This window comes from Pseudomonas sp. S2_E02 (genome assembly GCF_054668355.1).
Window position 1 is genome coordinate 4,142,590 of sequence record NZ_CP162761.1, and the last position, 26,401, is coordinate 4,168,990.

General features: G+C 60.1%; 25 protein-coding genes. 9 read left to right on the forward strand and 16 right to left on the reverse strand.

Going from position 1 to position 26,401, the window contains the following annotated elements; genetic code table 11:
- Positions 1-48: 48 nt before the first annotated feature.
- From AB4O01_RS18655 to AB4O01_RS18665, 3 genes are all read right to left on the reverse strand, one after another.
- Complete coding sequence (locus tag AB4O01_RS18655) at positions 49-1,020, reverse strand: thymidylate synthase (RefSeq protein WP_102901367.1); 972 nt, start codon at positions 1,018-1,020, stop codon at positions 49-51.
- Positions 1,021-1,070: 50 nt separating this feature from the next.
- On the reverse strand, positions 1,071-1,886 hold the full coding sequence (gene lgt, locus AB4O01_RS18660) for a prolipoprotein diacylglyceryl transferase (protein ID WP_016983202.1): 816 nt from the start codon (positions 1,884-1,886) through the stop codon (positions 1,071-1,073).
- A 79-nt stretch (positions 1,887-1,965) separates the two neighbouring features.
- A complete protein-coding gene (locus AB4O01_RS18665; RefSeq protein WP_460089187.1) occupies positions 1,966-2,748 on the reverse strand; it encodes a sulfite exporter TauE/SafE family protein in 783 nt (260 codons plus the stop codon).
- 132 nt (positions 2,749-2,880) lie between these two features.
- Between AB4O01_RS18665 and AB4O01_RS18670 the strand changes: the two genes are divergently transcribed.
- On the forward strand, positions 2,881-3,627 hold the full coding sequence (locus AB4O01_RS18670) for an NRDE family protein (RefSeq protein ID WP_186620069.1): 747 nt from the start codon (positions 2,881-2,883) through the stop codon (positions 3,625-3,627).
- Positions 3,628-3,928: 301 nt separating this feature from the next.
- The gene (locus AB4O01_RS18675) at positions 3,929-5,074 is read left to right on the forward strand and encodes an integrase core domain-containing protein (protein ID WP_116256756.1); all 1,146 of its coding nucleotides are present in this window, start codon (positions 3,929-3,931) and stop codon (positions 5,072-5,074) included.
- A gap of 83 nt (positions 5,075-5,157) precedes the next feature.
- Here AB4O01_RS18675 and ptsP read toward each other — a convergent pair whose 3' ends face one another.
- A complete protein-coding gene (ptsP, locus tag AB4O01_RS18680; protein ID WP_093429796.1) occupies positions 5,158-7,437 on the reverse strand; it encodes a phosphoenolpyruvate--protein phosphotransferase in 2,280 nt (759 codons plus the stop codon).
- 22 nt (positions 7,438-7,459) lie between these two features.
- Positions 7,460-7,939, reverse strand: coding sequence for an RNA pyrophosphohydrolase (locus AB4O01_RS18685; protein ID WP_003229203.1), 480 nt, complete (start codon positions 7,937-7,939; stop codon positions 7,460-7,462).
- Between the two features lie 143 nt (positions 7,940-8,082).
- Between AB4O01_RS18685 and AB4O01_RS18690 the strand changes: the two genes are divergently transcribed.
- Positions 8,083-8,739 carry a histidinol-phosphatase gene (locus AB4O01_RS18690; protein WP_116254299.1) on the forward strand — a complete coding sequence of 219 codons (657 nt, stop codon included), beginning with the start codon at positions 8,083-8,085 and terminating at the stop codon, positions 8,737-8,739.
- 105 nt (positions 8,740-8,844) lie between these two features.
- On the opposite strand, the gene AB4O01_RS18695 is transcribed toward AB4O01_RS18690, so the two are convergent.
- Both AB4O01_RS18695 and ilvA read right to left on the reverse strand, forming a co-directional pair.
- Positions 8,845-9,258, reverse strand: a complete 414-nt coding sequence (locus AB4O01_RS18695) for a DUF2269 family protein (protein ID WP_093429794.1) — start codon at positions 9,256-9,258, stop codon at positions 8,845-8,847.
- Between the two features lie 40 nt (positions 9,259-9,298).
- Positions 9,299-10,813, reverse strand: a complete 1,515-nt coding sequence (gene ilvA / locus AB4O01_RS18700) for a threonine ammonia-lyase, biosynthetic (RefSeq protein WP_041072159.1) — start codon at positions 10,811-10,813, stop codon at positions 9,299-9,301.
- Between the two features lie 148 nt (positions 10,814-10,961).
- Between ilvA and rpiA the strand changes: the two genes are divergently transcribed.
- On the forward strand, positions 10,962-11,636 hold the full coding sequence (gene rpiA, locus AB4O01_RS18705; protein ID WP_007913886.1) for a ribose-5-phosphate isomerase RpiA: 675 nt from the start codon (positions 10,962-10,964) through the stop codon (positions 11,634-11,636).
- 148 nt (positions 11,637-11,784) lie between these two features.
- Here the strand turns inward: rpiA and AB4O01_RS18710 are convergent, their stop codons facing one another.
- From AB4O01_RS18710 to AB4O01_RS18725, 4 genes are all read right to left on the reverse strand, one after another.
- A complete protein-coding gene (locus tag AB4O01_RS18710) occupies positions 11,785-12,702 on the reverse strand; it encodes an SdiA-regulated domain-containing protein (protein ID WP_099757445.1) in 918 nt (305 codons plus the stop codon).
- A gap of 115 nt (positions 12,703-12,817) precedes the next feature.
- Positions 12,818-13,741, reverse strand: coding sequence for an SdiA-regulated domain-containing protein (locus AB4O01_RS18715; RefSeq protein WP_093429792.1), 924 nt, complete (start codon positions 13,739-13,741; stop codon positions 12,818-12,820).
- Between the two features lie 268 nt (positions 13,742-14,009).
- A complete protein-coding gene (locus AB4O01_RS18720) occupies positions 14,010-14,675 on the reverse strand; it encodes a fumarylacetoacetate hydrolase family protein (protein ID WP_093429791.1) in 666 nt (221 codons plus the stop codon).
- Positions 14,676-14,716: 41 nt separating this feature from the next.
- Complete coding sequence (locus tag AB4O01_RS18725; RefSeq protein WP_026000500.1) at positions 14,717-16,111, reverse strand: FAD-binding oxidoreductase; 1,395 nt, start codon at positions 16,109-16,111, stop codon at positions 14,717-14,719.
- A 206-nt stretch (positions 16,112-16,317) separates the two neighbouring features.
- Between AB4O01_RS18725 and serA the strand changes: the two genes are divergently transcribed.
- Complete coding sequence (gene serA / locus AB4O01_RS18730; protein ID WP_008085296.1) at positions 16,318-17,547, forward strand: phosphoglycerate dehydrogenase; 1,230 nt, start codon at positions 16,318-16,320, stop codon at positions 17,545-17,547.
- Between the two features lie 61 nt (positions 17,548-17,608).
- Here the strand turns inward: serA and AB4O01_RS18735 are convergent, their stop codons facing one another.
- Positions 17,609-18,034 carry a DUF4399 domain-containing protein gene (locus tag AB4O01_RS18735; protein ID WP_093429790.1) on the reverse strand — a complete coding sequence of 142 codons (426 nt, stop codon included), beginning with the start codon at positions 18,032-18,034 and terminating at the stop codon, positions 17,609-17,611.
- A 135-nt stretch (positions 18,035-18,169) separates the two neighbouring features.
- On the opposite strand from AB4O01_RS18735, the gene AB4O01_RS18740 reads away from it, so the two are divergent.
- Positions 18,170-18,733 (forward strand): transporter substrate-binding domain-containing protein, encoded by a 564-nt coding sequence (locus AB4O01_RS18740; protein ID WP_093429789.1) that lies wholly within the window; start codon positions 18,170-18,172, stop codon positions 18,731-18,733.
- A gap of 254 nt (positions 18,734-18,987) precedes the next feature.
- Here AB4O01_RS18740 and AB4O01_RS18745 read toward each other — a convergent pair whose 3' ends face one another.
- Together AB4O01_RS18745 and AB4O01_RS18750 are read right to left on the reverse strand one after the other, a co-directional pair.
- Positions 18,988-19,473, reverse strand: coding sequence for a 2-thiouracil desulfurase family protein (locus AB4O01_RS18745; protein ID WP_460089190.1), 486 nt, complete (start codon positions 19,471-19,473; stop codon positions 18,988-18,990).
- A 1-nt stretch (position 19,474) separates the two neighbouring features.
- Complete coding sequence (locus tag AB4O01_RS18750) at positions 19,475-20,107, reverse strand: 2OG-Fe(II) oxygenase (RefSeq protein WP_093429787.1); 633 nt, start codon at positions 20,105-20,107, stop codon at positions 19,475-19,477.
- Positions 20,108-20,215: 108 nt separating this feature from the next.
- Here AB4O01_RS18750 and AB4O01_RS18755 point away from each other — a divergent pair, with 108 nt between their 5' ends.
- A complete protein-coding gene (locus AB4O01_RS18755) occupies positions 20,216-20,947 on the forward strand; it encodes a DUF2059 domain-containing protein (protein ID WP_093429786.1) in 732 nt (243 codons plus the stop codon).
- Positions 20,948-21,079: 132 nt separating this feature from the next.
- Here the strand turns inward: AB4O01_RS18755 and bipL are convergent, their stop codons facing one another.
- Entirely contained in the window at positions 21,080-22,027 is a 948-nt protein-coding gene (gene bipL, locus AB4O01_RS18760; protein ID WP_093429785.1) for a phospholipase BipL, read from the reverse strand.
- A 99-nt stretch (positions 22,028-22,126) separates the two neighbouring features.
- Here bipL and AB4O01_RS18765 point away from each other — a divergent pair, with 99 nt between their 5' ends.
- The gene (locus tag AB4O01_RS18765) at positions 22,127-22,705 is read left to right on the forward strand and encodes a DUF6436 domain-containing protein (RefSeq protein WP_099757452.1); all 579 of its coding nucleotides are present in this window, start codon (positions 22,127-22,129) and stop codon (positions 22,703-22,705) included.
- A 102-nt stretch (positions 22,706-22,807) separates the two neighbouring features.
- Positions 22,808-25,219 carry a penicillin acylase family protein gene (locus AB4O01_RS18770; RefSeq protein ID WP_460089192.1) on the forward strand — a complete coding sequence of 804 codons (2,412 nt, stop codon included), beginning with the start codon at positions 22,808-22,810 and terminating at the stop codon, positions 25,217-25,219.
- Between the two features lie 202 nt (positions 25,220-25,421).
- Here the strand turns inward: AB4O01_RS18770 and AB4O01_RS18775 are convergent, their stop codons facing one another.
- The gene (locus AB4O01_RS18775; protein WP_116254292.1) at positions 25,422-26,387 is read right to left on the reverse strand and encodes a DJ-1/PfpI family protein; all 966 of its coding nucleotides are present in this window, start codon (positions 26,385-26,387) and stop codon (positions 25,422-25,424) included.
- Between the last annotated feature and the right edge of the window lie 14 nt (positions 26,388-26,401).

The window sequence follows — 26,401 nt, forward strand, 5'->3', positions numbered from 1 at the left end:
GCCCTCTTCGCGAGCAGGCTCGCTCCCACAGGGGTTTTATGCAACGGCTTAGACCGCCATTGGCGCGGTCATTGGCGCGTGGTGCTCATAGCCTTCCAGCGAGAAATCGCTCGGCTCGACCAGCTCCAGCCATTCCGGCTGATACACGCCAGTCTTGGCAAACTCCGGCACACGATCCGAAATTTTCAGCTTCGGCATGGCGAACGGCTCGCGCTTGAGCTGTTCGTTGAGCATGTCCAGATGGTTCTCGTAGACGTGCGCATCACCGATGAAATAGGTGAACCAGCGCGGCGTGTAGCCGGTCAGGCGACCGATCAGGCTCAGCAGCGCGGCGCCTTCGGTGAGGTTGAACGGCGTGCCCAGACCCAGATCGTTAGAACGGATGTAGAGGGTCAGGGAAATTTCCTTGGTCTCGACATTCGGGTGGAACTGGTACAGCAGATGGCACGGCGGCAGGGCCATTTCATCGAGCTGAGCGACGTTCCAGCCGTGGAACAGGATGCGGCGGCTGCCCGGATCGTTGATGATCGTGTCGACGCACTGACGCACCTGATCGATGGCTTTGTACAACACCACGTAGGCCTGGCCGTCTTCTTCGCCTTGAGCGATCTGCTTGTAGCCGTTGGCCAGGGTTTGTTCGATGGCGGCGCTGTTGCTCAGCGGGATCTGCTTGTACGCCGGCCATTTGCGCCATTGCACGCCGTAGATTTCGCCGAGGTCGTCGTCGCCCTGACGGAACGGGTTGGCCAGCCACTGCGCGTTTTCGTTGGCGTTCTGGTCCCAGACCTTGCAGCCCAGCGCACGGAATTCCGCGGCGTTGTTCACGCCACGCAAAAATCCGCACATCTCGCCGATGGCCGATTTGAAGGCCATTTTGCGCGTGGTGATCGCCGGAAAACCTTCCTGCAGATCGAAACGCAGCATCGCACCCGGGAAGCTGATGGTGTTGATACCGGTGCGGTTGGCTTGTTTGGTGCCGTTCTGAATGACGTGCGAGACCAGTTCGAGATATTGCTTCATGAGTTACCTGTGTCCTTTGAGCCCCGGCGTCGCGCGCCGGGGTTCGTAGTTTAAGCCGTCGGCGCGAGCGGTGCTGCCGGTGCGCGACGATAGGCCAGCCAGATCAGGAACAGCCCGCCGACGATCATCGGCACGCAGAGTACTTGGCCCATGGTCAGCCAGTTCCAGGCCAGATAGCCCAGTTGCGCATCCGGCACGCGGACGAACTCGACGATGAACCGGAAGATGCCGTAGAACAGCGCGAACATGCCCGAGACGGCCATGGTCGGACGCGGCTTGCGCGAGAAAATCCACAGGATCAGGAACAGCGCCACGCCCTCGAGCGCGAACTGATACAGCTGCGACGGGTGACGCGGCAGTTGCGCCGGATCGCTGAATGGCGGGAAGACCATGGCCCACGGCACGTCGGTCGCCTTACCCCACAACTCGGCGTTGATGAAGTTGCCGATACGCCCGGCGCCCAGGCCGATCGGCACCATTGGTGCGACGAAGTCCATCAACTGGAAGAACGACTTGCCGTTACGCTTGCCGAACCACAGGGCCGCGAGCATCACGCCAATGAACCCGCCGTGGAACGACATGCCGCCCTTCCACACTTCGAAAATCAGCGTCGGGTTGGCCAGGTAGGCACTCAGATCGTAGAACAGCACGTAACCCAGACGTCCGCCGACGATCACGCCCATCGACATCCAGAAGACCATGTCGGAGAGTTTCTCCTTGGTCCAGGTCGGGTCGAAACGGTTGAGCCGGCGCGACGCCAGCAGCCACGCACCGCCGATGCCGACGAGGTACATGAGACCGTACCAGTGGATTTTCAGCGGACCGATGGCCAGGGCCACCGGGTCGATCTGCGGGTAAGGCAGCATTGCGACTCCTCGTTAGAGTTGAAACCAAAATTCCCGGGCGACGCTGCCACCACAGGATTAAGCCAGGATTGCGAAGTGGTTAAAGCAAGAAGCTCAGACCCACGCTGAACAGCAAAGCGGCGAACAGCCGTTTCAGCAAGCGCGGCGACAACCGATGTGCCAAACGCGCGCCGATGCGGGCGAAAACCATGCTGGTCAGGGCGATGCCCAGCAGCGCCGGTAAATAAACAAAACCGAGACTATGCGGTGGCAACAACGGATCGTGCCACCCCAGAATCATGAAACTTAATGCACTGACCAGGGCGATCGGCAGACCGCAGGCCGATGAGGTTGCCACGGCTTGCTGCATCGGCACGCTGCGCCAGGTCAGGAACGGCACGGTCAGCGAACCGCCGCCCACGCCAAAAATCGCCGAGGCCCAACCGATCACACTGCCGGCCACGGTCAGACCGAGTTTACCCGGCACCGTTCGGCTGGCCTTGGGTTTGATGTCCAGCGCCAGTTGCACCGAGATGATCAAGGCGAAAACGCCGATGATCTTTTGCAGGTGCGGGCCAGAAATCGCTTCCGCAGTCAGCGCGCCGAAACCTGCACCGAGCAGGATGCCAACGGCCATCGACATGAAGATCGGCCAGCGCACTGCGCCTCGACGGTGATGCTCACGCACGGCGTTGACCGAGGTGAAGATGATCGTCGCCAGCGAAGTGCCGACCGCCAGATGCGTGAGGATCGACTGATCGAAGCCCTGCAAGGTGAAACTGAACACCAGCACCGGCACGATGATGATCCCGCCGCCAACCCCGAACAGCCCGGCCAGCACGCCCGCACAGGCGCCCAGCGCCAGATAGAGCAGAAATTCCATGACCGTCTCCCCAGACCGCATCCGCAAAACCGGAGCGGCATGGTAACGGATGCACACCCTTTGGCTCCACTGGCGATGGATGCACGGACGCCGGATGCGTAGAGTGAGCAAAAAACACACAAGGACCACCTTATGTGCCTGATTGTTTTCGCCTGGCGCCCGGGCCATGCCCAGCCGCTGATCGTCGCGGCCAACCGTGACGAGTTCTACGCCCGGCCAAGCCTGCCACTGGCGCCATGGCCAGAGGCGCCGCATGTGCATGCCGGACGTGATCTTGAGGCCGGCGGGAGTTGGCTGGGGATTGGCGCCAACGGGCGCTTTGCCGCGCTGACCAATATCCGCGATCCGCAGCAGGCGCCTGCGCGTAAGTCGCGGGGTGAGTTGGTGGCGCGGTTTCTGACCGGCGATGCGTCGATTGATGATTATTTGAGCGAAGTGGTCGGGCGTGCGGCGGAATATGCCGGGTTTAATCTGCTGCTCGGTAATAGTCATGAGCTGTGGCACTTCAATGCGCGGATGTCGGAGCCAGTAATGCTGGGATTGGGGGTTTACGGATTATCCAATGCCGGGCTGGATACGCCGTGGCCGAAGTTGCTCAAGGCCAAGGCAGCGTTAGGTGCAGTGCTGGATGATCCGACGCCTGCGCGGTTGTTGGGGTTGTTGAGTGATGCGCAGGTTGCGCCGTCGGCTGAGCTGCCGGATACAGGGGTGGGGTTGGCGACTGAGACTTTGTTGTCGAGTGTGTTTATTGCCAGTCAGAGTTATGGGACGCGGGCGAGTACGGCGTTGATCGTTCAGGCGGACGGGACTCGGCGGATGGTGGAGCGGAGTTTTGGGCCGTATGGCGGGCATCTTGGGGAAGTTGAGGTTTGTGTCTAAGAGCTGACCCTCACCCCAGCCCTCTCCCGGAGGGAGAGGGGGCCGATCGAGGTGTCTTGCGCCATACACCGACCTGAAAGACCGAGTCGATTATGGATTCGGCACAGCACTATCAGGTCGGGGCGCTTCGATTATGGATTCAGCACAGCCCTTTCAGGTCGGCGTAAGTCCGCAGCATCCCCGGATCAGTCCCCTCTCCCTCTGGGAGAGGGTTAGGCGGGGTAAAGACCGGGTACATCCTTTACGTTTGAGACCGGGGACATGGTTTACAGGTATCAATCATGGTCAGGAGGTGCTGACCATGCCCTGGAAACAAGAGTCCCCAATGGATCAACGAGTGAAGTTAATTAGCGATTGGCTCAGCGGCAGCTACACCAAAAGCCAATTAAGCCGGCGGTATGGCGTCAGTCGTCCAACCATCGACAAGTGGCTGGAACGGTATGCAGCGTTGGGCGTGGATGGCTTGAAAGAGCAGTCGCGTAAGCCGCTGAATTGCCCTCACCAAACTTCCGATGAAATCATCGCCAAGTTGCTGGCCAAGAAAAACGAACATCCCGATCGGGGACCCAAGCAGATCATTGGTCGCCTGCGCGATTCCGATCCGCATATCCAATGGCCGGCGGCGAGTACCGCCGGGGAGTGGTTGAAGAAAGCTGGTTTGGTGGTGGCGCGACGGCCCTATCCCCCGCGTCCCCGTGCTCCAACACATTTGCGTCCGGTCGACGCGCCCAACCAGACTTGGTGTGCTGATTACAAAGGGCAGTTCAAAATGCAGGACGGTAATTGGTGCTATCCGCTGACCATTACCGATCAGATGAGCCGCTTTTTATTCGTCTGTCGCGCTTTGCCCAGTACGCACGGAGCGCCGACGCGGGAAGGCTTCGAGTGGGCTTTTCGAGAATATGGGCTGCCGGATGTGATCCGCACTGATAATGGCGCTCCTTTTGCGTCGACAGGTCTGGCGCGACTTTCGAAGTTATCGGTTTGGTTCATCAGGCTCGGAATCCATGTCGAAACGATTACACCTGGCCGTCCCGACCAAAATGGTCGACATGAACGGATGCATCGAACGCTAAAGGCAGCAGTGCCACCGGCGGAAAACCTGGTGCGCCAGCAGCTGGCTTTTCAGGATTTCATCCAAGACTTCAACCACCACCGACCGCACACCGCGCTGGGCATGAAACCGCCGGCATCTGTCTATCGCCCGTCGATACGCGCTTATCCCGGTTACTTGCCTGCGCTTGAATACGGTTCCGATGTTGAAGTACGTAAGGTTCGGTCAAATGGGGAAATTAAATGGAAAGGACAGCTGATTTTTCTAGGAGAGGCTCTAATTGGAGAGGACATCGCGTTGAAGGAAGTGGCTGATGACGCTTGGGAACTGTACCTTTGCAGCCACTGTTTAGGCAGGCTTGAAAGAGGCGCCAAACGCGTTTCAAGCCTGTAAAGGTGTAAACGATGTCCCCGGTCTAATTTGTAAAGGATGTACCGGTCTCTACACGGGCGGCGTTCCGATGAGGGGCTTTTGATTCAGAGGGCCTTGACCACCGCCGGCGGATGCATCTTCGACAACCCAAGGTTCTTCAGCGCCAATTGCAGCGAGCTGTGGATAACTTGCGGGTTGTCGATAGTCATCAGCTCCGCCAGCAATTCCTGAGCCTTGCTCAGATTGACCTGACGCAGCATCCACTTCACTTTCGGCAAGTTGGTGGCGTTCATCGACAGGCTGTCGAAGCCCATCGCCATCAACAGCACTGCCGCCGCCGGATCACCGGCCATTTCGCCGCAGATACTCACCGGTTTGCCTTCGGCATGGGCATCGCGCACCACGGTCTGCAGGGCTTGCAGCACCGCCGGATGCAGGTAGTCGTAGAGATCGGCCACACGCGGGTTGTTACGGTCGACCGCCAGCAAATACTGGGTCAAGTCGTTGGAACCGACGGACAGGAAGTCGACCATCCGCGCCAGCTCCTTGGTCTGGTACACCGCTGCCGGGATCTCGATCATCACGCCGATCGGCGGCATCGGCACGTCGGTGCCTTCGTCGCGCACTTCGCCCCAGGCCCGGTGGATCAGGTGCAGGGCTTCTTCGAGTTCGTGGGTGCCGGAGATCATCGGCAGCAGAATCCGCAGGTTGTTCAGGCCTTCGCTGGCCTTGAGCATCGCGCGGGTCTGCACCAGGAAGATTTCCGGGTGGTCGAGGGTGACGCGAATGCCGCGCCAGCCGAGGAACGGGTTGTCTTCCTTGATCGGGAAGTACGACAGCGACTTGTCACCGCCGATGTCGAGGCTGCGCATGGTCACCGGTTGCGGGTGGAACGCGGCGAGCTGCTCGCGGTAGATCGCCAGTTGTTCCTTCTCGCTCGGGAAGCGCTGGTTGATCATGAACGGCACTTCGGTGCGGTACAGGCCGACACCTTCGGCGCCACGCTTCTGCGCCCGCGCCACATCGGCCAGCAGGCCGGTGTTGACCCACAGCGGCATGCGGTGGCCATCGAGGGTCACGCACGGCAGGTCACGCAGGGTGTCGAGGCCCAGCGCCAGTTGTTTCTCTTCTTCGACGACTTCGGCGAACTGCTTGCGCAGCACTTCGCTCGGGTTGGTGTAAACCTCACCGCGTGTGCCGTCGACGATCATTTCGATGCCGTCGACCTTGGCGTACGGCAGGTCGACCAGCCCCATCACCGTCGGAATGCCCATCGCTCGGGCGAGGATCGCGACGTGCGAGTTACCCGAGCCGAGTACCGAGACCAGACCGACCAGTGTGCCTTCCGGAACCTCGCCGAGCATCGCCGGCGTCAGTTCTTCGCTGACCAGAATGGTTTTTTCCGGGTAGACCAGGTTCTGCTGGCGCTCTTCCTGCAAGTAGGCGAGTAGACGGCGACCAAGGTCTTTGACGTCCGAGGCACGCTCACGCAGGTAGGCGTCGTCCATCAACTCGAAACGGTTGACGTGCTCAGTGACCACCTGACGCAGCGCGCCCTGGGCCCACTGGCCGGTCTTGATCACGGTGGTGATTTCGCTGCCCAGCGAGGCATCGTCGAGCATCATCAGGTAGACGTCGAACAGTGCGCGTTCTTCCGGACGCAGTTGGGTCGCGAGTTTAGCGGACAACGCGCGCATGTCGGCACGCACGCCTTCGATGGCGGTCTTGAACAGCGCCAGTTCAGCGTCGATGTCGGTGATGGTCTTGTCGGGCACCACGTCGAGATCGGCCGGCGGCAGCATGACCACCGCGGTACCGACCGCCGCACCCGGCGAGCCCGGCACGCCGACGAACTTGGCTTCTTGAATACCCTTGCCCTGACGGCCCAGACCACGGATCGAACCGGTGGCCTCGGCATGGGCGATAACGCCTGCAAGCTGGGCGCTCATGGTCACGAGGAAGGCTTCTTCACCCTCGTCGAACTGGCGGCGTTCTTTTTGCTGGATGACCAACACGCCGACGACGCGGCGGTGGTGAATGATCGGTGCACCGAGGAACGAGGCGTAACGCTCTTCACCGGTTTCGGCGAAGTAGCGGTAGCGCGGGTGATCCGCAGCGTTTTCGAGGTTCAGGGGTTCTTCACGCGTGCCGACCAGACCGACCAGACCTTCGTTGGGTGCCATGCTGACCTTGCCGATCGAGCGCTTGTTCAAGCCCTCGGTGGCCATCAGGACGAAGCGGTTGGTCTCGGGATCAAGCAGGTAGACCGAGCAGACCTGGCTGCCCATGGCCTCTTTGACGCGCAACACAATAATCCCCAACGCCGCCTTGAGATCCTTGGCGGAGTTAACTTCCTGGACGATCTTGCGCAGCGTATTGAGCATGGCTCGGGGTCGAACTCCGTCGTCAGTCGCGCGCTAAAAGGCGCGGGGCAAGCTCTTTGAGGGCGCGGCGATACACCTCGCGCTTGAATGTCACCACCTGGCCCAACGGATACCAATAGCTGACCCAGCGCCAGCCATCGAACTCCGGTTTACCGGTCAAATCCATCCGCACCCGCTGCTCGTTGGAGATCAGGCGCAGGAGAAACCATTTCTGTTTCTGGCCGATGCACAGCGGTTGGCTGTGCGTACGCACCAGACGTTGCGGCAAACGATAGCGCAACCAGCCCCGGGTACAGGCCAGTATTTCAACATCTTCACGTTCCAGGCCAACTTCTTCGTTCAGCTCGCGGTACAAGGCGTCTTCCGGCGTCTCTTCAGGGTTGATTCCCCCTTGCGGAAACTGCCAGGCATCTTGATTGATACGGCGAGCCCATAGCACCTGGCCGGCGTCATTCGTCAGAATGATCCCGACATTGGGGCGGAAACCATCGGGGTCGATCACGGCAACAACCTCGCAAACGCATGTCGCCGCATTGTTCCACAAAGGTTGATAAGGCGGCAACGAGGCTTCCTACCTTATGTGCACTCTTGTGAAAAGACCGTATTCTTGTCGCCTTTTTACTGACTTTTCAGCGGGTAACTGCAATGCGCCTGGCTCTATTCGATTTGGACAACACCCTTCTGGGCGGCGACAGCGATCACGCCTGGGGCGACTATCTGTGTGAACGCGGCTTCCTCGACCCGATTGCGTACAAGGCGCGCAACGACGAGTTCTATCAGGATTACCTCGCCGGCAAACTGGATAACGCCGCGTACCTGAACTTCTGCCTGGAGATCCTCGGTCGCACCGAAATGGCCGTGCTTGAGCAATGGCACAACGATTACATGCGCGATTGCATCGAACCGATCGTGCTGCCGAAGGCACTGGACCTGCTGAAAAAACATCGTGATGCCGGCGACAAACTGGTGATCATCACCGCGACCAACCGCTTCGTGACGGCGCCGATTGCCGTGCGCCTGGGCGTTGAAACCCTGATTGCCACCGAATGCGAGATGGTTGATGGCCGCTACAGCGGGCGCAGCACCGACATTCCGTGCTTTCGCGAAGGCAAGGTCACGCGCCTGAACCGTTGGCTGGAGGAAACCGGGTATTCGCTGGATGACAGCTATTTTTATAGCGATTCGATGAATGACTTGCCGCTGCTGGAGCAGGTGGCGAATCCGGTCGCGGTGGATCCGGATCCGAATCTGCGTGCTGAAGCCGAGAAGCGTGGCTGGCCGGTGATTTCGCTGCGCGGCTGATTATGCCTTCGCGAGCAAGCTCGCTCCCACATTGGATCTGTGTCGTTCACAAATCCCCTGTGGGAGCGAGCCTGCTCGCGAATGGGGTCGACACGGTCTCAAGCCTTAAACAGGCTTGGCCCCCATCAACCCGGCAATGGCAAGAAACCCGACACCGCTGACAATCGCCAGGGCCAGATTGAATTTCCAGTTACCAACCCCCGTTGTCCACAGCCGATTAAGCCGCACCAACAACCACACTGCACTCAACGTGGCCACGGCATAAATCACGCTGGACCCCAGAATCCACAACTGCCCCAATGGCCAGCCGATCAGGTGCACCAGCCACCAGCCGGTGAAAGGCATGCTCAGCATACCGATCAGCATCAAACACCAGATAAACAGCCAGGGACGCTGCATCGTGCTGGCCGGCCCTTCGCTGCGATTACGCCAGGTCAGGGCGGCAAGCCCCAGCCCGCTCGCGAGTATGACCACGGTCGCCGCGACGTGAAGGACTTTCAGGGTGGTCAGGGTTTCCATGTAATTCTCTTCCTTGGGCCATGCCCATCAGCGTAGCCGCTCAGCCAAGAAACAGCTGATAGGCCGGGTTTTCGCTTTCATCCCAGTACGGGTAACCGATTTCCTCAAGCGCCGCCGGCACCAGATGACGTTCGTCGTGCGGTACTTGCAGACCGGCGACCACGCGACCATCGGCAGCGCCGTGGTTGCGGTAGTGGAACATCGAGATGTTCCAGCGCCCACCGAGCTTGTTGAGGAAATTGAACAGCGCGCCCGGACGCTCCGGGAACTCGAAGCGGAACACCACTTCATCAATCACGTGCGCCGCGTGGCCGCCGACCATGTGGCGGATGTGCAGTTTGGCCAGTTCGTTGTCGGTCAGGTCGAGTACCGGGAAACCCTGCTCGGTCAGGCTCGCCAGCAATGCACTGCGCGGATCGTTTTCCGGATGGGTCTGCACGCCAACGAAAATGTGCGCTTCGCTGCCGGTGTTGTAGCGGTAGTTGAATTCGGTGATCTGGCGCTTGCCGATCGCTTCGCAGAACGCCTTGAAGCTGCCGGCCTTCTCGGGGATGGTCACAGCGATTATCGCTTCGCGGCCTTCACCCAGCTCGGCGCGTTCGGCGACGTGGCGCAGGCGATCGAAGTTGACGTTGGCGCCGGAGTCGATGGCCACAAAGGTCTGGCCGCTGACGCCGCGCAACTCGACGTACTTCTTGATCCCGGCCACGCCCAATGCGCCGGCAGGTTCGGTGATCGAGCGGGTATCGTCGTAGATATCCTTGATAGCCGCACAGATCTCGTCAGTGCTGACTGTGATCACTTCATCGACGTAGTCCTTGCAGATGTCGAAGGTGTGCTGGCCAATCTGCGCCACCGCCACGCCGTCGGCGAAGATGCCCACGGTCGGCAATACGACGCGCTCACCGGCGGCCATTGCCGCTTGCAGGCAGTTGGAGTCGTCCGGCTCGACGCCGATGACTTTGATGTCCGGACGCAGGTATTTCACGTAGGCAGCGATGCCGGCGATCAGGCCGCCGCCGCCGACCGGAACGAAAATCGCGTCCAGTGGCTGCGGGTGCTGGCGCAGAATTTCCATCGCCACGGTGCCCTGCCCGGCAATGGTGTGCGGATCATCGTACGGGTGAATGTAGACGTAGCCTTTTTCATCGACCAGTTTCAGCGAGTACGCCAGAGCTTCCGGGAACGAGTCACCGTGCAGCACTACTTTGCCGCCACGCGAGCGCACGCCTTCGACTTTGATCTCGGGGGTGGTCTTGGGCATGACGATGGTGGCTTTGACGCCCAGCACTTTCGCCGCCAGGGCCAGACCTTGCGCATGGTTGCCCGCCGACGCAGTGACCACGCCACGGGCACGCTCTTCGTCAGTCAGCTGGGTGAGTTTGTTGTAGGCGCCGCGAATCTTGAACGAGAACACCGGCTGCAAGTCTTCACGCTTGAGCCAGATGTCATTGCCCAGCCGCTCGGAGAGCTGGCGAGCGTTCTGCAACGGGGTTTCTACGGCAACGTCATAAACGCGCGAGGTGAGGATCTTTTTGACGTACTGTTCGAGCATCGGAAAGCATCACTGAGCGGGTTGGGCAGGGCCAAGGAGTCTAACCCGGCTTTTGCCCGGACGACCACACGAATCCAGAGGTTTTAGCCTCGCTTGCGGCTATAATGCCGGCCTTTCCGTTCTCACCTTGCCCGCTTCCGGAGCCCGCATGACCCAGGATCAACTCAAACAGGCAGTGGCTCAGGCCGCCGTCGACTTCATCCTTCCGAAACTCGACGACAAGAGCATCGTCGGGGTCGGCACCGGCTCCACCGCCAACTGCTTCATCGACGCCCTGGCCCAGCACAAGGGCGCCTTCGATGGCGCGGTGGCCAGTTCCGAAGCTACCGCCGCGCGCCTCAAGGGCCACGGGATTCCGGTGTATGAGCTGAACACCGTCAGCGACCTGGAGTTCTACGTCGACGGCGCCGATGAAAGCGACGCGCACCTGAACCTGATCAAGGGCGGCGGCGCAGCGCTGACCCGCGAGAAGATCGTTGCCGCCGTGGCCAAGACCTTCATCTGCATCGCCGACGCCAGCAAACTGGTGCCGGTGCTGGGCGAGTTCCCGCTGCCGGTCGAAGTGATCCCGATGGCCCGCAGCCACGTCGCGCGTCAATTGGTGAAACTGGGCGGCGACCCGGTGTACCGCGAAGGCGTTTTGACCGATAACGGCAACATCATTCTGGATGTGTTCAACCTGCAGATCACCAACCCGGTGGAGCTGGAAGCGCAGATCAATGCGATCGTCGGCGTGGTCACCAACGGCTTGTTCGCGGCGCGTCCCGCGGACTTGCTGTTGCTGGGCACCAGTGAAGGTGTGAAAACCCTGAAGGCTGAGTAATCCCAGTCACCCACACATTTGTGGGCAAACGAAATCCCCCTGTAGGAGTGAGCCTGCTCGCGATAGCGGTCTGTCAGTTGATATTGTTGTCGACTGACAGACCGCTATCGCGAGCAGGCTCACTCCTACAATGGTTTTGGGGTGTTGGTTAGGGCTGTGCAGGTTTTTTGAAGACGTAGAACAGATTCGGCTCGCTCACCAGATACAACGTTCCGTCATCATCCATCGCAATGCCTTCCGCCTGCGGCACGGTTTTCTTCAAACCCTGCCGGCCGCCACTGATGGACATGGTGCTCAACGGCCGTCCGCCGACATCCAGCTCCAGAATCAACCGCGACTCATCCGACAGCGCCAGCAAATGCCCGCTGCGCTCGTCGTATTGCAAACTCGACAGATCGCGCACAAACATCCCAGCGTCACGCTTGGGGTCGTTGATCACATGCACCGCGTAGGACTTTTCCGGATTGAAGTGCGGAAAACCGTGCACTTCGTAGATGAGCATCGGATTACGCTCTTTCGCGACAAACAGACGCTTGCCCACCGAGTCATACGCCAGGCCTTCAAAACCTTTGTTGCTGGCCATATGCACGCCGAGGGTCATCTGCTCGGCGTCCGCCGCGTCGAGGAATGTGGTGCCTGCCTCCAAGTGAATCTTGATCAGTCGCTGCTGACGCTCATCAGTGATCACGTAGGTGTCGGCGCTGATGTACTCGACGGCTTCGGGATCGCCAAAACCAATCAGGGCAATGCGCCGCAGTATCTTGCCTTCAAGCGACAGTTCGACCAGCTCGGAATTCTTGTTGGTCACGGTGAACAGACTTTTGCGCACCGGATCGAAGGTCAGCGCCGAAACATCGTCGTCCAGCCCGTCAATCACCCGCGCCTCAATCTCCACGCGATACTGATCCAGCCCAATCGACTCGCTACTCTGCGGTTGCCACAGGGTGTGCAAGTTAAACCAGGCGCGCTCGAACAGGCGCATGTATTGACCGATCGCAATCAACGCGATCAGGGCAATCACCGACAGGAAGATAATCAGAGGCTTGGGGCGGGCAAGTCGACGCATGTGGATGGCTCGGGATCAAAACAGGCGGATGAAATATCACGCCCGTCTGAACTGAAGCTTAATGGCCACTTGCCTCAAACCACAAGCCAACCCCTGTAGGAGCTGCCGAAGGCTGCTATTTCTGTTTTTCGAAGCGATAGAACAAGTTGGGCTCGCTGACCATGTACAGCGTACCTGCCTCGTCCATGGTCACGCCTTCGGCGCGGGGAATGGTGTTTTTCAGGCCATTGAAGCCGCCAAGCAGGGTCATGAAGCTGACCTGTTCGCCCTTCTCGTCCAGTTCCAGCAGCAGATGCGAGTCGGCGGACAGCACCAGCGTGTGCTGAGTGCGCGGGTCAATCGCCAAGGCCGAGAGGTTGCGAATATCCAGTTCATCACTGGCAAGTTTCTGCTTGTCGCCCTTGAGGGTCTGGCTGCCGTCGCTCTTCCAGGTGAACAGCGCCGGTGGCCGCTCCTCACCGAGCAGCAATTGCTGGTTGTGGGAATCCCAGGTAATGGCTTCGAAGGCTTTGTTCTGGTCTTTCGACGGGCCGAGGTCGTATTTCGGGAAGTCGGCGATATTCAGCTCGCGAGTATCGGCATCGACTTTGACGATCGACAGCATGTGCTGACGCTCGTCGACGATGGCCATCAAGCCGTTTTCCATCATCGTAAGGCCTTCCGGATTGCTCCAGCCCACCAGCGGCATTTTGCGCAGTACATCGCCCTGTAACGTCAGTTCAGCGAGAAACGGGTTCTTGCCCATCACCGAGAACAGCGTTTTGGTCTGCGGGTTGTAAGCCAGATCCGAAGCCTCGTCCTTCTCCATACCCTTCAGCGGTTTGGCATCGATGACCACCCGATAGTCCGGCAGCCAGATGCTTTCCTTCTGCTCGGCCTGGCTTTCAAAGCGCTCCTGCAGCCAAAGCACACCGCGATCATCCCAATGCATGGCAAACGCCAAGGCATATGCCGCGGCAAGCACCAGCAACAGCCAGACATACCAGCGCAGGGCGAAACGTGAACGGCGGGTGGGTTTGAGCTGAGTTTGAGATGACATCGAGGGACGCGTTCCGAAAATTCAGGCTATGGGTAATAGCACAAAGAGGCCGGCTCAGACGCCAGAATGAGAGGAATTATCCGTACAGGATGTGAAAAAAACGGCAAATGGCGGGATTGCCGTGTGTTGCCAGCGATCTTCAGGGCAGCACAAAACAATGTGGGAGCGAGCTTGCTTGCGAAGGCAGAGTGTCAGTCGACATCTTTGTTGACTGACAAAATGCTTTCGCGAGCAAGCTCGCTCCCACAGGGGATTTGCAGTGTGGCGGTTAGCGCACGCTGCTGTTGAAGCTGCTCGCGCCGACCAGTTCGAGAACGATGTCATCGCCAACGTTCAGCGGGCCAACGCCCACTGGCGTGCCGGTGAGGATCACGTCACCGGCCTGCAGCGAGAAGCAGCCGGCCATGTGCTGGATCATCGGCACGATCGGGTTGAGCATCGCGCTGCTGTTGCCGTCCTGGCGCACTTCGCCGTTGATGGTCAGGCGAATGCCGATGTCGGTCAGGTCAGCGAAGGTGCTGCCAACCACGAACGGGGCGATCACCGCTGCGCCGTCAAACGACTTGGCGATTTCCCACGGCAGGCCCTTGGCTTTCAGCTCGGCCTGTTTGTCGCGCAGGGTCAGATCCAGTGCCGGGGCAAAACCAGAGATGGCGTCGAGCACTTCTTCACGGCTCGGCTTGGTCGACAACGGCTTGCCGATCAACACGGCGATTTCCGCTTCGTAGTGCACTGAACCGCGCTCGGTCGGAATGCTGAAACCGCCTTCCAGCGGCACCACGCAACTGCCCGGTTTGATGAACAGCAACGGCTCGGTAGGCACCGGATTGTCCAGTTCCTTGGCGTGTTCGGCGTAATTGCGGCCAATGCACACGACTTTCCCGATCGGGAAGTGAATGCGCGTACCGTCGACGTACTGGTGCTGATAGCTCATTTACCGACTCCTGCCTTCATTGATTCATCAAAGATTGTCGATCAAACCGCAAAAATCTTGCCCGGGTTCATGATGCCGTTCGGGTCGAACACCGCTTTCACCGCTTTCATGTACTCGATCTCAACCGGCGAGCGGCTGTAGGTCAAGTAATCGCGTTTGGTCATGCCCACGCCGTGCTCGGCGGAGATCGAACCGTTGTACTTCTCGACGGTTTCGAACACCCACTTGTTGACGGTCGCGCATTTGGCGAAGAACTCGTCCTTGCTCAGGTTATCCGGCTTGAGAATGTTCAAGTGCAGGTTGCCGTCGCCGATGTGGCCGAACCAGACGATCTCGAAGTCCGGATAGTGTTCGCCGACGATCGCGTCGATTTCCTTCAGGAACGCCGGCACTTTCGACACGGTGACCGAGATGTCGTTCTTGTACGGCGTCCAGTGCGAGATGGTTTCGGAGATGTACTCGCGCAGCTTCCACAGGTTCTGCAGCTGGGTTTCACTCTGGCTCATCACGCCGTCGAGCACCCAGCCCTGTTCGACGCAGTGCTCGAAGGTTTCCAGTGCGCTGTTGGCCACTTCTTCAGTAGTCGCTTCAAACTCCAGCAACGCATAGAACGGGCAGTCGGTTTCGAATGGCGCCGGTACGTCGCCACGGCCCATGACCTTGGCCAGAGCCTTATCGGAGAAGAATTCGAACGCGGTCAGGTCGAGCTTGCCCTGGAAGGCGTGCAGCACCGGCATGATCGAGTCGAAATCGGCGGTGCCGAGAACCATCGCGGTGAGGTTTTTCGGCGCACGATCGAGGCGCATGGTCGCTTCGACGACGAAACCGAGCGTGCCTTCAGCGCCAATGAACAGCTGACGCAGGTCGTAACCGGTGGCGTTCTTGATCAGGTCTTTGTTCAGTTCCAGCACATCACCCTTGCCGGTGACGACTTTCATGCCGGCCACCCAGTTGCGGGTCATGCCGTAGCGAATCACCTTGATTCCGCCGGCATTGGTGCCGATATTGCCGCCAATCTGACTGGAACCTGCCGAGGCGAAGTCGACCGGGTAGTACAAGCCTTTTTCTTCGGCAACGTTCTGCAAATGCTCGGTGACCACACCCGGCTGACACACGGCAGTGCGGTCGGTGAGGTTAACGTCGAGAATCTGATTCATGTAGTCGAAGGAGACGACCACTTCGCCGTTGGCCGCCACCGCAGCGGCGGAAAGCCCGGTGCGCCCGCCCGACGGCACCAGCGCAATCTTGTGGGTGTTGGCCCAACGCACCACGGCCTGCACTTGCTCGATGGTCTTGGGAAACACGATGGCGCTTGGCGCCGGGGCGAAGTGCTTGGTCCAATCCTTGCCGTACGCATTCAGGGAGTCGGCGTCGGTCAGGACCTTGCCAGGCTCGACCAGGGTCTTCAGTTCATCAATCAGGGCAGGATTGGTCATCGACAGAACTCTCGAACAATTCATGGTCATCCTGAGAACGCTTCACGTCGCAGGAATGAGTGTTTAGCGGGGAGGCTATGCTAGCATACCGACCCCGCAGGCCAGTGCCCAAGGCCAGTTCTGCGGTAACGGCTTTCCTGCCGTTTGGGTCAGCTCCAGGCTGCTCCCCTCCCTGCCATTTTTCTCCGGGATACAGGTTTACGCAGATGAGCAAGACTTCTCTCGATAAGAGCAAGATCAAGTTCCTTCTTCTCGAAGGCGTCCACCAATCGGCTGTCGACGTCCTCAAGGCGGCGGGCTACACCAGCATCGAATACCTGACAGGTTCCTTGCCGGAAGCCCAGCTCAAGGAAAAGATCGCTGACGCTCACTTCATCGGCATTCGTTCGCGCACCCAACTGACCGAAGAGATCTTCGATCACGCGAAGAAGCTGGTAGCGGTCGGCTGTTTCTGCATCGGCACCAACCAGGTTGACCTGAGTGCTGCCCGCGAGCGCGGTATCGCCGTGTTCAACGCGCCGTACTCCAACACTCGCTCCGTCGCCGAGCTGGTGCTGGCCGAAGCGATCCTGCTGCTGCGCGGCATCCCTGAGAAAAACGCTTCCTGCCACCGTGGCGGCTGGATCAAATCCGCAGCCAACTCCTTCGAGATCCGTGGCAAGAAACTCGGCATCGTCGGCTACGGCTCGATCGGTACGCAGTTGTCGGTTCTGGCTGAAGGTCTGGGCATGCAGGTGTACTTCTATGACACCGTGACCAAGCTGCCACTGGGCAACGCGACTCAAATCGGTAGCCTGACCGAACTGCTGGGCATGTCCGACATCGTCACCCTGCACGTTCCGGAAACCGCTGCGACCCAGTGGATGATCGGCGAGAAGGAAATCCGCGCCATCAAGAAGGGCGGCATCCTGATCAACGCCGCGCGCGGCACCGTGGTCGAACTGGACGCCCTGGCGGACGCGATCAAGGACAAGCACCTGATCGGCGCGGCCATCGACGTATTCCCGGTGGAGCCTCGTTCCAACGACGAAGAGTTCGAAAGCCCGCTGCGTGGCCTCGACAACGTGATCCTGACCCCGCACATCGGTGGCTCGACCGCCGAAGCACAAGCCAACATCGGTCTGGAAGTGGCAGAAAAACTGGTCAAGTACAGCGACAACGGTACCTCCGTTTCGTCGGTGAACTTCCCGGAAGTGGCCCTGCCGGCTCACCCTGGCAAGCACCGCCTGCTGCACATCCACGAGAACATCCCGGGTGTGATGAGCGAGATCAACAAGGTCTTCGCCGAAAACGGCATCAACATCTCCGGTCAGTTCCTGCAGACCAACGAGAAAGTCGGTTACGTGGTAATCGACGTCGACGCCGAGTACTCGGATCTGGCGCAAGAGAAGCTGCAGCACATCAACGGCACTATCCGTAGCCGCGTGTTGTTCTGATCAAGCGTTGAGCGACAAAAAAGGGAGCCTTCGGGCTCCCTTTTTCATTCACGCCGAAACGTTATTCGACGTTGACGGTGATTTTCTTCGAGACGATGGGTGGATCGAACGGCATGTGGCCGCTGTCGCCCAGTTCAAGCTGCAGAGTGTGCTTGCCCGGCGCCAACTTGACGTCAGCCTGAGTCTGCGCTTTACCGAAGTGCATGTGGTTGGCGTCATTCGGAATCGGTGCGCCAGCGGCCGGCAGCTTGTCGACGTCGATCAGCAGGTGATGGTGACCGGTGTTCTTGGTGACGTCACCGGCCGGTGCCAGCGCGACGTCCTTGGTACCGAATTTGACGGTGAAGGTCTGCGAAACCGTGGCCCCGTCTTCGGGAGAAACGATGAACACTTCGGCACCTTTGGGGGCCGGTGTGGCGGCACTGGCCAGCACCGAAACGCCCATCAGCACACCCGCCAGCGCTGCACGTGACATAAAGCTTTTCATTTTCTTCTCCAGTTTTTCCGTAAAATCCGCAGGGTCATGACAACTTCATGACCATTCGTTGTCGAAGGCACTCGACAACCATAGCAAAGCGAGCCTCACTCAGAGCGTCGCGATAATGATTTCAAAGGAGTGACCATGCGCTTTCTGCCTGGCCTGATCTGCCTGCTACCCCTTCTGAGCCCTTTGGCTCACGCCGAACTGATTGATGACGTCAATGACCGTGGCGAGCTGCGCATTGCCCTTGAGGCTAATACACCGCCCTTCAATTTCAAGGATGGCGACACACTCACGGGGTTCGAGGTCGAGCTTGGGCAACTGCTGGCCAACGAGCTGGATGTGCGCGCCGACTTCATCGTCACTGACGAAGCCGACCTGCTCCAGGGCGTTGAAAGCGGCAAGTACGACGTTGCGCTCAACCACATAGCACTGACACCCGAACTCAAGGATCGTTTCGACTTCAGCGAGCCGTACGGCAAGGTCGATTCGCAGCTGCTGGCGAAGAAGGATGAGCAGCCACGGCCGATGGTGCTGGTGCAGGCGCTTACGGAAGAGAAGCCGAAAGCGGCAGCGCCGGTGGATTTGGCGATTCCGTTCCAGAAGGGTAATCCGGCGTTTCAGGCCAGCCTTGCGAGCGCGATGGAGCGGATCAAGGCGGATGGACGTTTGGCAGCGCTGACTGAGAAGTGGTTGAAACCTTAAAGCCCCTCACCCTGGCCCTCTCCCAGAAAGAGAGGGGACTGATTGGGGGATGCTTTAGAGGTACGCCGACCTGGGATTGCTATACCGAATCCGAAATCGACTGGTCATGGCTTTGTCGAAGCCATAATCGATCAGTCATGGCTGTGTCGAATCCATAGTCGATAAGGTCTTTCAGGTCGATGAATAACGCCAGACACTTCGGTCGGCCCCCTCTCCCTCGGGGAGAGGGCTGGGGTGAGGGCAACGATTTAGGATCAATCCAAAGCAGCCAGAGCCACCGCCGCTAGCGGCAGTTCAACTTCACTGAAGACCTGCACACCATGACGCTTGAGCAATGCTGCCGTCACGCCTTCGCCACTGACCTTCACGCCACTGAACGTCCCGTCGTAAGTCAGCAAATTCCCGCAAGAAGGACTATTGGCCTTGAGCACCGCCACCCGAATGCCATGCTTCTGAACTAACGCCAGCGCCTGCCACGCGCCATCCAGAAACTGCGCACTGACATCCTCGCCTTCGGTGGTCATGACCGAGGCAATGCCATCCAGCACTTCACCACCCTGCCCGCCCGGAATCTCCGCCGCCGCCCGTGGCGTCGGCAATCCGCCAGCGACCTCCGGACACAGCGGCACCACCCGCCCTTCAGCGATCCACTGTTCGAGCAGATCGAACGGCCCGCTCGCGCCACCGTCGTAACGCACGCGATGGCCCAACAGGCAGCGGCTGACCAGAATCTTTTCCATCTCAGAACGGCTCGTTGCCACGGCGGCGGAACCAGCCGGTCAGCGACAGGCGCTCGCGGTTCGCCGGCAGCACTTCATGAGGCACTTCACCGGAAAGGAACACCACCAGGCAACCGCCGGTAGGCTGCACGTCGTGCACGCGCTCATCGCTCAGGTACATTCGCAATTGACCGCCATCCTCCGGCAACCAGGCATCATTGAGGTAGACCACCACTGACACCATGCGTTTGTCATCGTCGCGAAAACGGTCGACATGCCTGCGATAGAACGCGCCCGGCGGATACAGCGCGAAATGGCATTCAAAATCCTCAAGCCCGAGAAACAGGCCACGGTTAAGCGCCTCACGCAGGCTTTCCATCAAGTTCAGATAACGGTCGCTGGCCTCGGCCTGGCCGGGGTCGATCCACTGAATGTGGTCGCCCCGAATCCCTTCGCGGATCTCTGAAAACGGCCCGCGACCGACAGCCGCCGGCGCCAGCTCACCCTCGGCCTCACGTTTACGGCACTCGGCCGCCAGCTCGCGGGTCAAACCGGCGGGCAGGAATATGTTCTGCTGCGACCAGCCGTGTTCGGCCAGGTCATCGACAATGCGTAACAGCAGTGGGTGTTCAGAGGATATTTGCATGGCGCGCATAGTATGTCGGCGGCAAGAAATCCGACAGAGCCACGCGGCGGCTTGCTACGAATTCTCGACAAGTACCGGCACCGCACGGAGAATAGTCCGCTGCTGACAGGAGTCCCTATGCGCCGTTTGCTTTTTTCACTGTTGATGTTCTGCGTTTTGCCCGCTTGGGCGGACGGCCACGATCAGTTGTACAAGGTCGCCGGCTGGCCAGATCAACGTGCGCATTTCAATGACGCCCTGACTGCTGCGCAGCAGCGCTACCAGAACAGCCTGCCGCCCGCCGTGTTTCAGGCACTGGTGAACAACAGCAACCAGCGCTTCGCCCCGCAAGCTGTGGATCAACGCGCCGAGGCGCAACTGCGGCAGAAGCTTGCCGACCCGAAACCGGCCCTGACTTTCTTTCAATCGCCGCTGGGCAAGAAAATTGTCGCGGCTGAATTGCTCGCCACCCGTCGCGATCAACTGGCGAAAAATGCCAAGGGCTTGCCGAAGATGCAGGCCAGCGACAGCCGTCTGCTGATCATTGGCCACCTCGCTCAGGCCTTGCCGGCGCGTGAGGCCGGCGCCGAAGTGAGCCTGGCGATTGCCGGCGTGGCGGCGGACAGTTTGAGTTCGATGATCCCGGGATTGCTCGGTGGCGGTCAGGCGCAGGGCATGCTCAATGGTCAGCGCCAGCGTTTGATGGATCAGATTGGCGCGGACATCAACAACACGCTGCTCTACGTGTATCGCGACTTGTCGGATGAAGAGCTGGAGGAGTTTGCGACATTTGCCGAATCGACTGAGGGCAAGGCTTATTACCAGGCAGCGTTGGCGGCGATTCGCGCGGGGTTGGCGGTCGGGCAATGATCCTTGCTGCCTGACAAACCGCCTTCGCGAGCAAGCTCACTCCCACATTGGATCTTCAGCGGACACAAAATTTGTGAGCATCCCGCCCCCCCTGTGGGAGCGAGCTTGCTCGCGAAGAGGCCCTCACAGGCGCTAAAGATTCCGGCCCCTGATGCGCTTGCTCAGAAACTCGAAATACTCTTCCCGCATCTCCGCCGTTTCATTCGCCAGATGATGCCGCGCCTCGGCCAGCAACAGGATCTGCGGTCGATCGAACTTCCACTTCATCACCTGCAAATTGTGTTGCCAGTCCACCGTCATGTCCGCCTGTCCCTGAATGATCAGCGGCCGTCGCGGACTTTTTTTCGCGTGCTCGACGCGGATGATCCAGCGTGACAGCGCGCCCACCCATTTGGTCGGCAAGCGCCGTGGCTGCAACGGATCGGCCTGGAGAAACGGCAGGAAATCCGGGTCATTGGAATTCTCGCTAAAGCGTCGCGTGACACCCCGAACGAAAGGCCGGAGCAGGTAATAACTAAATTGCGACCAGCCCCATGCCCTTGGACGCACCAGCGGCGCCAGCAAAATCACCTGGCCTTGCGCCGGGCTGTTTTCGCCATGGTTGAGCAGGTGATCAACCACAATCGCCCCGCCGGTGCTTTGCCCGCACAAGTGCCACGGCTGCGGCAACGCGATCGACTGCGCCTCGGCGAACAACGCTTGCAGGACGTCCTGGTATTCAGAGAAATCGCGGATGCTCGCACGCGGCCCGCTCGACAGACCATGCCCCGGCAAATCACACGCGATTACCGCAAAGTCTTGATCCAGCGCCCACTCGATCACATGCCGATACAGCCCGGTGTGATCGTAGTAACCGTGCAGCAGAAACAGCGTCGCCTTGACCTTCTCCGGCCACCAGCAATGGCTGACCACTTCATAGCCATCGACCTCGAAACGGCCCATGCCACGCCAGACATCGCGATGGGGAAAGTCGGTCTGGTAGAAGCGCTGGTAAGCCTTGGCCTCGTCCGACAACGGCTGCCACTCGGCCAAAGGCTTGAGGCTGGCGCGGATTTGATCGGGGTCGAAAGTGGCAGGCATGCGGGAATTCCAAAGCGGTAAACAGACTTTATCGGCCTGCGATATTCATCTGTCGGAGCAAGCATGGCAAGCTAGCCCACCTCTTCTGGAACGAAAACCATGCGTTCGCCCTACCGCACCGCACTGTTTGCCAGCCTGCTCGCGCTGATTTGCGCCGGGGTACTGTGGGCGGCGTACGACTGGTTTCAGGGGCGTTATCTGCGCGCGTTCAGCGAACACACGGCGGTATTTTCCGGTGATCCGCTGCGCCTGCCGGACAACCTCGCCGGTCCCGGCAAGATTCGCCTGGTACATTTCTGGGACCCGGCCTGCCCGTGCAACGTCGGCAATCAACAGCACCTGACCGAGATGGTCGAGCGGTTTGGCGGCAAAGGCGTGGAGTTCTTCGCCGTGCAGAAAACCGGCAGCCACGGTCAGTTGCCCACGACCCTCAGCAGTCTGAAAACCATCACGATATTGCCCGGCTCCGAACAGGTTCCGGCCAGCCCGGCCGTGGCGATCTGGGACCGCAGCGGTAAGCTGGCGTACTTCGGCCCCTACAGCGAAGGCCTGACCTGCAATTCCAGCAACAGCTTTATCGAACCGATTTTGAATGCCCTGACGGAGGATCGCCCGGTCAATGCCACGCACACCCTGGCGGTCGGTTGTTATTGCCCGTGGCCGGTGGAAACGCCGTAAGGCATTCCGGACTTTTCAAGGACAGCGCTGCACGGCACAGAAGGTCTGTGCTAATTGTTTGCAGCCCGACGGGCGGCAATCCCGCTTGCACAAGGAGTCACCATGAAGCGCGTGTTCACCGTACTTGGCTTGCTCATCGTTGTTCTGCTTGCCGGCGTCGGCTGGTATGTCTACAGCAAACAACCCACACGCCAGGGCCAGGTTGAACTGCGCAACCTGCAAGGTTCGGTGACCGTGCGCTACGACGAGCGCGGCGTGCCACACCTGCGCGCCGAGAACGAAACCGACCTCTACCGCGCCCTCGGCTACGTGCATGCCCAGGATCGCCTGTTCCAGATGGAAGCCATGCGCCGCCTCGCTCGAGGCGAACTGGCCGAAGTACTCGGGCCGAAACTGCTCGACACCGACAAACTGTTCCGCAGCCTGCGCATCCGTGAACGCGCGGCCAGTTACGTCGCCAGTCTCGATAAACAGTCACCGGCGTGGAAGGGCCTGCAAGCCTATCTGGATGGCATTAACCAATATCAGGACACCCACGCCGCACCGATCGAGTTTGACGTGCTGGGCATCCCCAAACGACCGTTCACCGCGGAAGACAGCATCAGCGTCGCCGGCTATATGGCCTACAGCTTTGCGGCGGCGTTTCGCACCGAGCCGTTGCTGACCTATGTGCGCGATCAACTCGGCGCTGATTACCTCAAGGTCTTCGATCTCGACTGGCAACCCAATGGTGTGCTGGCCAACGGTCACGCCAAACCTGCGCCGGTCCTCGCCGCCGGCGACTGGAAAGACCTCAACGCCCTCGCCCGCCTCAGCGAACAAGCGCTGATCGACCATGGCCTGCCGCAGTTCGAAGGTAGCAACGCCTGGGTCATCGCCGGCAGCCGCAGCCAGAGTGGCAAACCTCTGCTGGCGGGTGATCCGCACATTCGCTTCTCGGTGCCGTCGGTGTGGTACGAGGCGCAATTGTCGGCGCCGGGCTTCGAGCTGTACGGCCATCATCAGGCGCTGGTGCCGTTCGCGTTTCTGGGACACAACCTGGATTTCGGCTGGAGCCTGACCATGTTCCAGAACGACGATCTGGATCTGATCGCCGAGAAGGTCAACCCGGACAACCCGAATCAGGTCTGGTATCGCGGCCAGTGGACCGACATGGTCGTCACGCAGCAGCAGATCAATGTGAAAGGCCAGACGCCGGTCAACCTCACCTTGCGCCAATCGCCCCACGGCCCGATCGTCAACGATGCGCTGGGGACTGCTGCCGGGAAAACGCCGATTGCCATGTGGTGGGCCTTCCTCGAAACGCCGAACCCGATCCTCGAAGGCTTCTACCAGCTCAACCGCGCCGACACGCTGGCCAAGGCCCGCGCCGCAGCGGCGAAAGTGCAGGCGCCGGGGCTGAACCTCGTCTACGCCAACGCCAAAGGCGATATCGCCTGGTGGGCTTCAGCGCTGCTGCCCAAGCGTCCGGCCGGGGTGCGGCCGGAATTCATTCTCGACGGCAGCAGCAATCAGGCGGACAAGGACGGCTTCTACCCGTTCAGCGCCAACCCGCAAGAAGAGAACCCGGCGCGCGGTTATATCGTCTCGGCCAACTTCCAACCCGTCTCGCCGACGGGCATGGAGATTCCTGGTTACTACAACCTCGCCGATCGCGGCCAGCAACTGAATCGTCAGCTCAGCGACAAGAGCGTGAAGTGGACCAACGAAGCCAACCAGAAACTGCAACTGGGCACTGCGACCGGTTATGGCCCACGTTTGCTCGCGCCGTTGCTGCCGGTGCTGCGTGAGGTAGTGAGCGATCCGGCACAGCTGAAACTGGTCGAGCAACTGGCGCAATGGCCGGGCGACTATCCGCTGGACTCGGTCAGTGCGACGCTGTTCAACCAGTTCCTCTACGACTTGGCCGATGCGGCAATGCGGGATGAGTTGGGCAATGACTTCTTCGACACCTTGCTGTCGACGCGGGTGATCGATGCGGCGTTGCCGAAGCTGGCGGCGAACGCCGATTCACCGTGGTGGGATAACCGCAACACGGCGAACAAGGAGACCCGTGCCGATGTCGTGCGCGCGGCGTGGGCGGCGAGCATGCAGCACCTGAAGCTGACCCTCGGCGACAATTCGGCCGAGTGGAAATGGGGCGCGGCGCACACGCTGACCCACGGCCATCCGTTGGGGCAACAGAAACCGCTGGAGCGGATTTTCAATGTCGGGCCGTTTGCCGCGCCGGGCAGTCATGAGGTGCCGAACAACCTCTCGGCGAGGATCGGCCCGGCGCCGTGGCCGGTGACTTATGGGCCGTCGACGCGGCGGTTGGTGGATTTCGCTGACCCGGCGCACGGCTTGACGATCAACCCGGTCGGTCAGAGTGGTGTGCCGTTTGACAGTCACTATGACGATCAGGCTGAGGCGTATGTTGACGGGATGTATGTGCAGGCGCATTTCAATGCCGAAGAGGTGACAGCGAATACGCGCAGTACCTTGAAGTTGTTGCCGGCGCGGGCAGCGCCTTAAAAGCCCCTCACCCTAACCCTCTCCCGGGGGGAGAGGGGACTGACCGAGGTGTCTTTTGTCATACATCGACCTGAAAGAACGGTGTCGATTATGGATTCACAACCGCTCACTCAGGTCGGCGTATCTCCTCAACATCCCCCAATCGGCGCCCTCTCCCTATGGGCGGTCCGACGTTTCGGGAGGGCTGGGGTGAGGGTAAGGCTCAAACCATTACCGCAAAATTCAGCCGAAACTGCTGCGGCGTAACCCCCAACCGCCGGTTGAACACCCCGCGCATATGCTGCGCATCCCGAAACCCGCACTGATAGGCCACCGTCTTCAACGGCGCCGCCGTGCTTTCCAGCATCACCCGCGCCGCATCCACCCGCGCCCGCTCGACGAACTCCGCCGGGGTGACTTTGGCTTCCCGGGCAAACACCCGCGAGAAATTGCGCGCACTCATGTTCGCCGCATTGGCCAGATCGGCAATCGTCAGATCGCCCGTGAGATTGGCCAGCACATACAACTGCACCATCGCCACCGCCGAGGTCGGCTCCGCGTGCGGTGTGAGGAATGGGCTGAATTGTGACTGCCCACCGGAACGCTGGGTGAACACCACCAGCCGCTTGGCCACGCTCAACGCCACTTCGGCACCGTGATCACGGGCCAGCAGGTACAGCGACAGGTCAATCCCCGCCGTGACCCCGGCCGAGGTGTAGAGCGTGCCGTCCTCGACATACAAGCGATCGGCCTCAACCTGCGTTGTCGGACACAACTGCGCCAACGCCTCGGCATCGTTCCAGTGGGTGGTGACGGTGCGCGCCTCCAGCAATCCGGCCCGCGCCAGCATAAACGCGCCGTTGCAGATCGAGCCGAAACGCTGCGCCCGTGCGCAGGCCCCGCGCAGCCAACCGTCGAACGTCGCGCCGAAATCCATGAAGGGCAGTTGCGGCCCACCGGCGACCAGCAGCAGGTCGTAGGCGTCGAGTGCTTCGCTGAAATGCCGATGAGCATTCAGGGTCAAACCGTTGGAACAGGCCATCGGCCCGTGCTCGACGCCGATTACTTCGAGCCGATAGTGATCCTCGGGCGCCAGGAAGCGATTAGCCTCGGCGAACACATCCATCGGGCCGCTGACGTCCAGCGACTGCACGCCGGGGAACACGACGATGGCGACGGTTTTGGTCATGGCGGAAAGCTCCT